This is a genomic window from Thermoplasmata archaeon (assembly GCA_038729465.1).
Classification (GTDB): Archaea; Thermoplasmatota; Thermoplasmata; order Thermoplasmatales; family ARK-15; genus JAVRLB01.
Genome location: JAVYRZ010000002.1, coordinates 72,938 through 82,501 on the forward strand (window position 1 = coordinate 72,938; position 9,564 = coordinate 82,501).

A 9,564-nucleotide genomic window follows, 5' to 3' on the forward strand; every position below is an offset into this window, starting at 1 on the left:
TATGTTTTATTTAAAAGTTCCAAGGATGAGGATTGGTGCATTGATAGGAAGGAACGGAGAGACCAAAGAGACTATAGAGCGTTCCACAGATACAAAATTAGAGATAGACTCTGAAGATGGATCTGTAGTGATAGATGACACTGGCAGTGATCCCATATCTGCAATGAAATGCAAGGACATAGTGCAAGCTATAGGGCGTGGTTTTTCGCCGAAAAATGCATTCAAGCTCTTCAACGAAGACATATTTTTAGAGGTTATTGATCTGAAAGATTTTTATGGTAAACGTGAAAAAAAAGTTCATGTGGCTAGGGCTAGGATTATTGGCACTGACGGAAAGGTGAGAAGAACTATAGAGGAATTGACAGGATCGAATGTTTCTGTATATGGTAACACAATATCCATAATTGGTAACTTTGATGAAATTGAGCTTGCAAAAAAGTCAGTTGAAATGTTGTTAGAGGGTAGTAAACATTCGACAGTATACAAGTTTTTGGAAGTCAGAAACAGGGATGAAAAACATAAAGTAGATTATTACTAGACCTTAGAATGGGATTCCCCAAAATAGATGGCACTGGCAATTATATGGGATATTCTTATCGGCTCTGGAACGGCACCTCTAACTGTAAATAGCTTAATAATTTTTACAGCATCAGAATCTTCAATACCTAAATATTGGGTAAAAATCTCAGAGTTATTGTTTATAATTTTATGGATCTCTAATTTTTTCATTAAATATAATTTCATTTCCCAGTTCGAAAAATGTTTTTTAAGAGCATCTTCAATTTTTTGAAAGTCTGGCATTTTCCTGGATATTGTGATTATCGGAATACTGTATTTTTGGTATACTTTTTCCAAATCAAGGACATTAAACCCTCCGAAAGTAATGCCATTTGTGAAAATAACGCGAAGTTGATCCAAAAATTTTGAATTTTCAAGAAGCTCAATTAATTTAAAGGTTACGTCATCTCCGTCCACCTTTATGGGCTTTACAGCCACACCTTCTATATATGCCTGAGCTCGCATAACAGTGCCTACAATTCCACTCTTTTCAGACCTAAGTTTGAAAGGCAGATCGTCTATACCCAGTGCTCTTATATTTTTTTTCATGATTCATAACAGTGGTAGAGAAGAGGTAATCTTATCCAGAAATTCCTCTTTGTCAGGTCCTATCCCTAGGCAAGTAACAGTGCCGGGAGGCACTTCTGTCAATCCTGCATCCGTGATCAAAGCGGTGACAAACCCTATAGATTCAGCCTTTTCTTTCAGTAAAAACAGTTCTTTTTCGTTTTTAACCTTTAAAACCACCTTTTTCTGGCCTTCTCTATACCATCCTCTAAAAACATCCGGGATTTTATCTTTAGCTTTAATTGCGCATTCTACAGAAGCATGTGCTACCTGGGCTGCCAACTTACCTTTAGATAAGGTAAGATCATCTCTTACAACAATAACAAGTTTATAATCCATCTTAGATTACATATATCAAAATTGTATTTAATATTTTACAATATTGTTTTGATTGGATAATTTAGCAATTACTTTTCTGATGAAATAAGATACTGTTATGAAGTTGTGAGCGGTTAGAAGAAACATCAGACTTGAAGATTGAAATTACAAAAATCTGAACAAAGTGAGGCGGAGAAGTTCATAACAGTTAAATAGATATATATAATTAGCATATCATTATTAAAATAATAAAGGTGCTAAAAAATGTCATGGAAAGATGTAGAAGTAAGAGAACTGAAAGAAGGACATTATATAATTATCGATGATGAACCCTGCAAAATTGTTGAGTTCACAACATCCAAGCCAGGGAAACATGGTGAGGCAAAAGCCAGGATAGTTGCTATAGGAGTTTTTAATAACCAGAAAAAAAATGTAGTATACCCGGTAAAGCATAAGGTTAAGTCTCCCATTATAGAAAAGAAGAATGCACAGGTACTGTCTGTCAACGAAAACACAGTACAGCTGATGGATACATCAACATATGAAACTTTTGAGATGGACATACCTGAAGAGTTCAAAGGGCAGATTGTCGCAGGATCAGAGATACAGTATTGGGAAGCGCTTGGAAAAAGAAAGATAATGAAAACATAAGGTAAATTATATGCCCTATCTGTTAAAATATGCGGATTCTAATGCAGATTTTGAAGAAGCAGAGTTTGTGATATTTGGAGTTCCGTTCGATGGCACTACTTCATATCGCGGGGGTGCGAGATTTGCACCAAATTCGATCAGAGAAGCGTCAATCAACATAGAATCTTTTATCTTTGAAAAAAAGTTTAGCATGAATAATGTAAATTTGCATGATATGGGTAACCTGGAAGAAAAAGGATATGTTGAAGATGTGATATCAGAGGTAGAGTTCTATGCTAATGATATTCTTGACAAGTCTAAGTTTCCAATTATGCTAGGCGGGGAACATTCTATAACAACAGGCATTGCTAAAGCACTGAAAGAAAGAGATGCAGCGATAATCTTTTTAGACGCACATCTGGACTTCAGAAAAGAATACTTAGGGGTAAAATACAGCCATGCATGCGTTGCAAGGAGAAGTTATGAAATATTAGGGAACAAAAGAACTGCAGCATTTGGGGTAAGATCCATTTCTGAAGAAGAGTACTATGATGCATTAGAAAAAAAATATTTTTATATTTCTGCCTACAATTTCAAAGCCATTGGCTGGAAGAAAGCCATAGATCAAATTTTAGAAAATATTTCATCTAAAAAAATATTTTTGTCATTGGATATTGACGGCATAGATCCTGCATTTGCGCCGGCAGTAGCCACTCCAGAACCTTACGGGTTAGATCCTTCTGATGTGAAACATATAATAGATTATATTGGAGATAGGCTAATTGGTGCAGATATTGTTGAGATTTCTCCGCATTATGATCAAGGCAATACTGCAATGCTGGGTGCAAGGTTGTTGCAGGAGATAGTGTCATCTAAAAATATGAAAAAATAGGATTTTTACATTTTTCATAGAAAAATTTATAATACAAAATATTAATAATGCCTCTAAATGAAAACAGATTTTCTGGCGGGATATAAACAAGCAACAGAATCAGTTATGCGAGAATTAAAAGAAATCTTAGATAAACTGCATATTGATGAGTCCGCCAAGAAAGAACTTTTAATGTTTATAAATGAAAAGCAGAAAAAAATGACAATACTAGAAAAGAATCTGAAATTTAGAACTATGCAGAAACCAGATTATAACTTATCTTTGGGGAAATCATATATAGTTAACGAAAAAAAACCAAAGTTAGTATTTAGTATATTCAAGCAGGTACTTGACAAGAGCTATCCTGGTATATGTATATCAAGGATTCATCCATCAACCCTGGACATCTATAAAAATTATCCGGCAGTGAACTATTACTGGCTCACAAAATTAGACAGAGGCACAAATAGTTTAGGAGCTAAAGAGCTACCGGTCACAGATCTTAGCAAAATCTCTTCAAAAGTGCAGGAGTTTCTAGCTCAAAATAATAACAGCATTATTCTTTTAGACGGTATAGAATCCATGATAAACAACACTAATTTTAATTCTGTATTAAAGATGGTAGAAAATTTGAAAGATTACGTTTCAGAAAATCATGGCATTTTGTTAGTGACTTTAGATTTTGATATATTAGATGAAAAGCAAAAAAGTTTTATTATGAAAGAGTTTGAATATGTATTTGAAGAAACAAAAAAATAATCAGTTTTTAAACTGATTAATCTCTATTTTACAAGGTGTAGGCAACTTCATGGTTGCTTTTCTAAAAGCTTCTTTGGCTTTATCTAAATTTTGGGAATCAATTCTTAGCAAAAATAATACTTCTCCTGCTTTTACTCTGGCTGCAGTGCCAACAGGTCTACCAAACGCCATGCTCATCCCACTTGATATTCTATCTGCTCCAGCGCCAGTAGCCATTTTATGTTCTCTTAATATGTGGTGAGGATATTTGATAATTTTCAAATAATAGTTAACAGTACCCACAGCAGACATCAAATATTTATTTGCAGAAATTCTGGCTGCTTCGAGAGATGTATGTCTGATCTGGCAAGATTCCACAGCTCTAAGCAACAATTCATATCCAAAGCGAGTTTGGTTTTTAAGATCTCCGTGCTCAAACTGTTGAATTCTAGAGGCTGGGACTCCTGAAATATACTCTCTTCTAGAATATGCTGGTCCTGTTATCTGTCGATACATTCGGCCTGGTTTTTTTGTCATATAAGTACACACCTTTTTTTTCTTACATATTAAGTGAGTATATTAATTTTTTGAATTATTTTTTACAACTAACTAACTTATAGATAAACTATTTAAATATGTATTCATTTAGAGAAATTATGAACACAAAAGAGTGGATCTTTCGCGGTACTATTTCTTTACTTATATTGAGATATTTATTGGATGGTCCTTCACACGGTTATGCGCTGCAGAAGAAGATTTCGGAAGATGTTAAATATAATTTACCGGCCGGAATGATCTATACGCTTTTAAAATCGTTAGAAAAGAAAAGATTCATAATTGAGAGCATAGACACCAAATCAAAGGGAAGAGTAAAAAAGACTTACGTAATCACTGAGCATGGCAGATCATTTTTAAAGAACCACAGAGAGCCTCTTTCGATTGCTTACAAGATATTAGGGGAATTAATTACAGTAACATCTCAAATGTAAATTAAAGGTTGCAAAAATTAAAAACGATCAGAAAAATTTATTAATGAATTACATATAATCCATTAAATTGCTATTTAGAGGAATTTATTATGACAACTAAAACAAATATTGAGCTGATAGATCTTATCAACAATTTAAAAAAGCAGTCGTTAGATGAAAAGGTGAAGATTTGGAAAGATGTAGCAATCAGGTTAGAAAAACCTTTAAAGAATTATGCAGCAGTAAATGTAAGCAAAATTGAAAGATATGCTAAGAATGAAGATATTATATTAATACCTGGCAAAGTATTGGGTTCTGGGAACTTAAATAAAAAATTAACAGTAATTGCATACAGGTTTTCAAAAGAGGCTAAAGAGAAGATAGAGTCTATTGGAGGAAAAACTTTGAGCATAAAAGATGCTTTAGTTCAGAATCCAAAAGGCAGTAATATAAGGATATTCAGGTGAGTTCAGATGGATATAATTGATGCAGAGGGATTGATAGTGGGAAGACTCTCATCTATTGTTGCAAAAAAACTATTAGATGGAGGAAATGTAGTGATAGTAAATGCGGATAAGGCGATAATCATTGGAAGAAGAGCTAATATTATACAAAGATACAAAGCGAAGTATGAGCGAGGGTCTATCAGAAAAGGTCCTTTTTTTCCAAGGATGCCAGATCGTATATTAAGGAGAACAGTCAGAGGAATGTTACCAATGAAAAGTTCACATGGCAAGATTGCATATAAAAACCTGATGGTTTACATTGGAGTTCCTAAAGAATATGTAGATGGTAAGAGAATAGTAATAGAAGAAGCGAAAAATGAAAAAGTTAAAGGATTCGTAACTTTAAAAGAGATATCCAAGCAGTTAGGTGCAAAATTATAAAAAGTGAGGGTGTTAATAAACATGAAAACGGTAGTGACAAGTGGAAAAAGAAAAACTGCCATTGCGAAGGCAATAGTTAGAGAAGGTAAAGGAATAGTCAGAATAAACAAACAGTTACTGGATGTTTACATGCCAGAGCTTGCAAGATTGAAGATCAAAGAGCCATTATTACTTATTGGTGAAAAACTTAATTCTATAGACATAGATATAAATGTATCTGGCGGTGGAGTAATAGGGCAAGCTGATGCCAGCAGAACTGCAATTGCGAGAGCTATTTTACAGTATTTTGATGATCCGACTATTAAGGATATGTACAGAGAGTATGATAGAACGCTATTAGTAAACGATGTTAGAAGAAAGATGCCTAAGTTACCAATGGGTCGCGGTGCCAGAAGTAAAAAGCAGAAATCTTACAGGTGATTAGACTATGATAATTCCTGTAAGGTGTTATTCTTGTGGTAGGGTTATAGCTTCGGATTACATGAACTTTAAAGAGAAAGTAGATGAAATCCGAAAAAAAGAGAACAGAGATCCAACTGTGGAAGAGATCAAAAGCATTTTTGAGCAGATTGGAGTCAGAAGATACTGTTGTAAAAGAATGATCATATCACATATAGATCTGATCGATGAGGTTATTCCCTTTGACTGAAATTAAGCGGGGCCGTGGGGTAGATTGGTCCATCCTACCAGCCTGGGGCGCTGGCGACCCGGATTCAAATTCCGGCGGCCCCATATTTGATGTAGACATTTTTTTAACGAAAAGTTATAAATAAATATATAGTATCTTGTTATAGATGCGTTCATTGAAAAAAGGTGTGAAGACAAATGAACATGAACATAATTTTGAAAAATGTGCAGGAGGTAATAACCAGAAAGGAGCTTGAAGACTTAGCAGAAAGAGGTACGAAAGTTAAAGGGTATGTTGGTTTTGAACCGTCAGGGTTTGTGCATTTAGGAACTGGGCTGATATGTGGCAACAAAATCAAGGATTTAGCAGAGGAAGGAATTGATGTTACAGTGTTGCTTGCAGACTGGCATGCATATATAAATGATAAGCTTGGCGGAGACATGGACAAAATCAGAATTTCTGGGGAGTATATGAAGCAATCTTTTTTAAAGTTAGGTGTGCCAAGCTCTGTAAAATTCATATTTGCGGATGAGCTTGTAAATCGAAGAGAATACTGGGAAAAAGTGATCAAGGTTGCTAAAAGAACCTCTTTAAAGAGAGTAAAAAGGGCTATGAGCATAATGGGCAGAAAGGAGGATGAGGCAGATTTAGATTCATCAAAGATAATTTATCCGTTTATGCAGGTTGCAGACATATTTGATCTGGATCTGGATATAGCATATGGTGGCATGGATCAGAGACATGCGCATATGCTCGCAAGAGAACTTGCACCAAAACTTAACTATAAGGTTCCTATCGCAATACATACACCGTTATTACCGGGATTGCAGGGAACTGGAAGAATGGACCCTGCTGAAGCTAAGATGAGCAAAAGCAAGCCTAACAGCAGTATAAATGTTCATGAAAACGCAGATATTATACGTGCAAAGATCTCGAAAGCATACTGTCAAGAGAAAGAAATTATAAATAATCCGCTCTTGAAAATTGCAGAGTATATTATATTTCCATATTATAAAGACAAGATCACGATAAAAAGGGAAGAAAAATTCGGGGGAGACATTACAATGAGCAGTTATAGAGAGCTAGAGCACAATTTTGCAGAGGGATTGATCCATCCGCTAGATCTCAAAAACTCAATTGCAGATGAGCTTATTGAGATATTAAAGCCTGTTAACTCCTATTTTTCAAGACACACAGATCTAATAGAAGGAATGAAGTGATAAATATGCTTGAAAAAGTTGTAAAAGATATTAATTTAAGCGAAAACATGAAACTGGCTGAGCTTCTAGAGTATTATAAAGAATCTGGAGGCTTTACGTCGGCAAAGCTCGGCACTGCCGAAGAAATATTGATCAAAATGTTTAAGGACAAGAGTGCCACCAAGTTTCTATCATTTCCTGCGGATATTATATCGACAGGAACGAGAGGAGTTATTAAGGAACTTGTAAAACGAAAACTGGTAGATGTTATTATCACTACCTGCGGCACGCTTGACCATGATCTTGCCAGGTCTTTTAAGCCTTATTATCAGGGCTCATTTATGCTTGATGATGCAATATTGTATCAGAAAGGCATAAACAGATTAGGCAATGTGCTCATTCCTAATGATAGTTATGGGACAATCATAGAATCAAAAATGCAGGATTTTTTAGAAAACTTAACTACTGCAAAAAAAACGTGGGGAGTGCGAGAACTAGTTTACGAGCTTGGTAACTATATCAATGATAAGGACTCAATACTTTACTGGGCAAGCAAGAACAACATACCGGTATTTGTGCCTGGAATAACTGATGGTGCAGTAGGATCTCAGCTCTGGAGCTACTGGGAGCGAAATCGAGATTTTAGCATTAACCTATTGTTAGACGAGCATGAACTATCTGATTTTATTTTCAGTGCAAAAAAAACCGGTGCGCTGATGATCGGAGGTGGCATATCCAAGCATCATACAATCTGGTGGAACCAATTTAAAGGTGGGCTGGATTATGCAGTATATATTACTACTGCTGAAGAATATGATGGATCTCTTTCCGGTGCAAGGTTAAGAGAAGCGGTTTCATGGGGCAAGATTAAGGCAAAAGCAAAATATATAACAGTTGAAGGCGATGCAACTATAATATTGCCGATATTAATCGGCTCAATAATTTCAAAATTAAGGTGATAAAGATGGTCAAAATAGGTATAATAGGTGGTTCTGGAATAACAGAGATGTTTAAGCCAGAGGTCACGAAGAAGATAGATACACCTTACGGGCCTCCGTCTGGAGATCTAGAGATAGGTGAGATTAATGGTGTGAAAATAGCTTTTTTGCAGAGGCATGGGAAGGGACATAGAATTCCACCGCACAAGATAAATTATAAAGCGAACATATATGCAATGTACAGCGAGGGTGTTGAAAAAGTCATAGCCATAAGTGCAGTAGGATCTTTGAAAGAAGAGTACAGACCTGGAGAACTAGCGTTTCCAGATCAGTTTATAGATTTTACAAAATCGAGAGAGTACACATATTTTAATGGGCCAACAGTTGCGCATATTTCTATGGCTGACCCATTCTGCGAGTCATTGAGGAGCATTGTTATAGGCTCCGCTCAGAGGTTGAACATTAGTTCACATAAAGATGGTACATACATATGCATAGAAGGGCCGAGATTTTCAACAAGGGCAGAATCTAAAATGTTCCGAAATTTTGCGGATTTAATAGGAATGACTCTAGTGCCAGAAATAAATTTAGCGAGAGAGCTTGGCATGTGTTATTTATCTATTGCAACAATAACAGATTATGATGTATGGGCTGAAAAGCCAGTAACTGCAGGCGAGGTAACGAAAGTTGTTAAAGAGAACGAGTTTAAGGTGAAAAACATACTTAATGATTCCATAAAAGATATTAACAACGATAATTCTTGTGACTGCAAAAGAGATATAAACATTGCAAAAATGTAGGATTTGAATAAAATGAAATTTAAATTTTTTGGCGGAGCCGAAGAGATCGGAAGCCTAGGAGTATTATTTGAACTTGAAAAAAATAAGATTTTGATAGAGTATGGAATAACTCCCACAAAACCTCCTGCATATCCAATCGAAGCTCCTAATGTAGATGCAATATTATTAACGCATGCACATTTAGATCACTCAGGAATGGTACCATTTCAGTCTAATAAATATAGTATTCCAATATATTTGACTGCTGTTACAAGGGATCTGGCTAGACTGCTTTTTTACGATTCTGTGAAAGTAGCAGACCTAGAGGGTTTTTTTAGTCCTTACAACAATGAAGATCTTGAAGCAATAGAAGAAAATTACATGTCAATAGCGTACAACAAATCATTCATGATCAAAGATGTAGAGATCACAGGGCATTCTGCAGGACATATACCGGGATCAACAATGTATATGATTGATGAC

General features: G+C 35.4%; 16 protein-coding genes and 1 tRNA gene. 14 read left to right on the forward strand and 3 right to left on the reverse strand.

The features are described 5' to 3' along the window. Window position 1: 1 nt before the first annotated feature. Complete coding sequence (locus QXQ25_01225; GenBank protein ID MEM0160326.1) at window positions 2–538, forward strand: KH domain-containing protein; 537 nt, start codon at window positions 2–4, stop codon at window positions 536–538. On the opposite strand, the gene QXQ25_01230 is transcribed toward QXQ25_01225, so the two are convergent. Further along, the gene (locus QXQ25_01230; GenBank protein ID MEM0160327.1) at window positions 535–1,107 is read right to left on the reverse strand and encodes a DUF99 family protein; all 573 of its coding nucleotides are present in this window, start codon (window positions 1,105–1,107) and stop codon (window positions 535–537) included. The genes QXQ25_01225 and QXQ25_01230 overlap by 4 nt on opposite strands. A gap of 3 nt (window positions 1,108–1,110) precedes the next feature. Then, window positions 1,111–1,464: a peptidyl-tRNA hydrolase Pth2 gene (gene pth2 / locus QXQ25_01235; GenBank protein MEM0160328.1), complete on the reverse strand. Its 354-nt coding sequence runs from the start codon at window positions 1,462–1,464 to the stop codon at window positions 1,111–1,113. A 243-nt stretch (window positions 1,465–1,707) separates the two neighbouring features. On the opposite strand from pth2, the gene QXQ25_01240 reads away from it, so the two are divergent. From QXQ25_01240 to QXQ25_01250, 3 genes are read left to right on the forward strand one after another with little or no spacing between them, the layout of a single operon-like run. Next, on the forward strand, window positions 1,708–2,094 hold the full coding sequence (locus tag QXQ25_01240) for a translation initiation factor IF-5A (protein MEM0160329.1): 387 nt from the start codon (window positions 1,708–1,710) through the stop codon (window positions 2,092–2,094). Between the two features lie 10 nt (window positions 2,095–2,104). After that, window positions 2,105–2,965, forward strand: a complete 861-nt coding sequence (gene speB / locus QXQ25_01245; protein ID MEM0160330.1) for an agmatinase — start codon at window positions 2,105–2,107, stop codon at window positions 2,963–2,965. 57 nt (window positions 2,966–3,022) lie between these two features. After that, on the forward strand, window positions 3,023–3,703 hold the full coding sequence (locus QXQ25_01250) for a DUF835 domain-containing protein (GenBank protein MEM0160331.1): 681 nt from the start codon (window positions 3,023–3,025) through the stop codon (window positions 3,701–3,703). On the opposite strand, the gene QXQ25_01255 is transcribed toward QXQ25_01250, so the two are convergent. Continuing rightward, complete coding sequence (locus tag QXQ25_01255) at window positions 3,704–4,219, reverse strand: 50S ribosomal protein L16 (protein ID MEM0160332.1); 516 nt, start codon at window positions 4,217–4,219, stop codon at window positions 3,704–3,706. It abuts the gene before it with no gap. Between the two features lie 119 nt (window positions 4,220–4,338). Here QXQ25_01255 and QXQ25_01260 point away from each other — a divergent pair, with 119 nt between their 5' ends. The 10 genes from QXQ25_01260 to QXQ25_01305 form a co-directional block, all read left to right on the forward strand. Continuing rightward, window positions 4,339–4,671, forward strand: coding sequence for a PadR family transcriptional regulator (locus QXQ25_01260; protein ID MEM0160333.1), 333 nt, complete (start codon window positions 4,339–4,341; stop codon window positions 4,669–4,671). 89 nt (window positions 4,672–4,760) lie between these two features. Then, window positions 4,761–5,117 carry a 50S ribosomal protein L18e gene (locus tag QXQ25_01265; protein ID MEM0160334.1) on the forward strand — a complete coding sequence of 119 codons (357 nt, stop codon included), beginning with the start codon at window positions 4,761–4,763 and terminating at the stop codon, window positions 5,115–5,117. A 6-nt stretch (window positions 5,118–5,123) separates the two neighbouring features. Continuing rightward, window positions 5,124–5,537, forward strand: a complete 414-nt coding sequence (locus QXQ25_01270; protein MEM0160335.1) for a 50S ribosomal protein L13 — start codon at window positions 5,124–5,126, stop codon at window positions 5,535–5,537. A 21-nt stretch (window positions 5,538–5,558) separates the two neighbouring features. Beyond that, window positions 5,559–5,957, forward strand: coding sequence for a 30S ribosomal protein S9 (locus QXQ25_01275; GenBank protein ID MEM0160336.1), 399 nt, complete (start codon window positions 5,559–5,561; stop codon window positions 5,955–5,957). 7 nt (window positions 5,958–5,964) lie between these two features. Next, window positions 5,965–6,186 (forward strand): DNA-directed RNA polymerase subunit N, encoded by a 222-nt coding sequence (locus tag QXQ25_01280; protein ID MEM0160337.1) that lies wholly within the window; start codon window positions 5,965–5,967, stop codon window positions 6,184–6,186. Window positions 6,187–6,194: 8 nt separating this feature from the next. After that, window positions 6,195–6,269, forward strand: a tRNA-Pro gene (locus QXQ25_01285). A 93-nt stretch (window positions 6,270–6,362) separates the two neighbouring features. Further along, window positions 6,363–7,385: a tyrosine--tRNA ligase gene (locus QXQ25_01290; protein ID MEM0160338.1), complete on the forward strand. Its 1,023-nt coding sequence runs from the start codon at window positions 6,363–6,365 to the stop codon at window positions 7,383–7,385. A gap of 5 nt (window positions 7,386–7,390) precedes the next feature. Beyond that, window positions 7,391–8,323 carry a deoxyhypusine synthase gene (locus QXQ25_01295; GenBank protein ID MEM0160339.1) on the forward strand — a complete coding sequence of 311 codons (933 nt, stop codon included), beginning with the start codon at window positions 7,391–7,393 and terminating at the stop codon, window positions 8,321–8,323. Between the two features lie 5 nt (window positions 8,324–8,328). Further along, window positions 8,329–9,102: an S-methyl-5'-thioadenosine phosphorylase gene (locus QXQ25_01300; GenBank protein MEM0160340.1), complete on the forward strand. Its 774-nt coding sequence runs from the start codon at window positions 8,329–8,331 to the stop codon at window positions 9,100–9,102. 12 nt (window positions 9,103–9,114) lie between these two features. Beyond that, window positions 9,115–9,564: MBL fold metallo-hydrolase (locus tag QXQ25_01305; protein ID MEM0160341.1), on the forward strand; the 450-nt coding region annotated here is incomplete at its 3' end.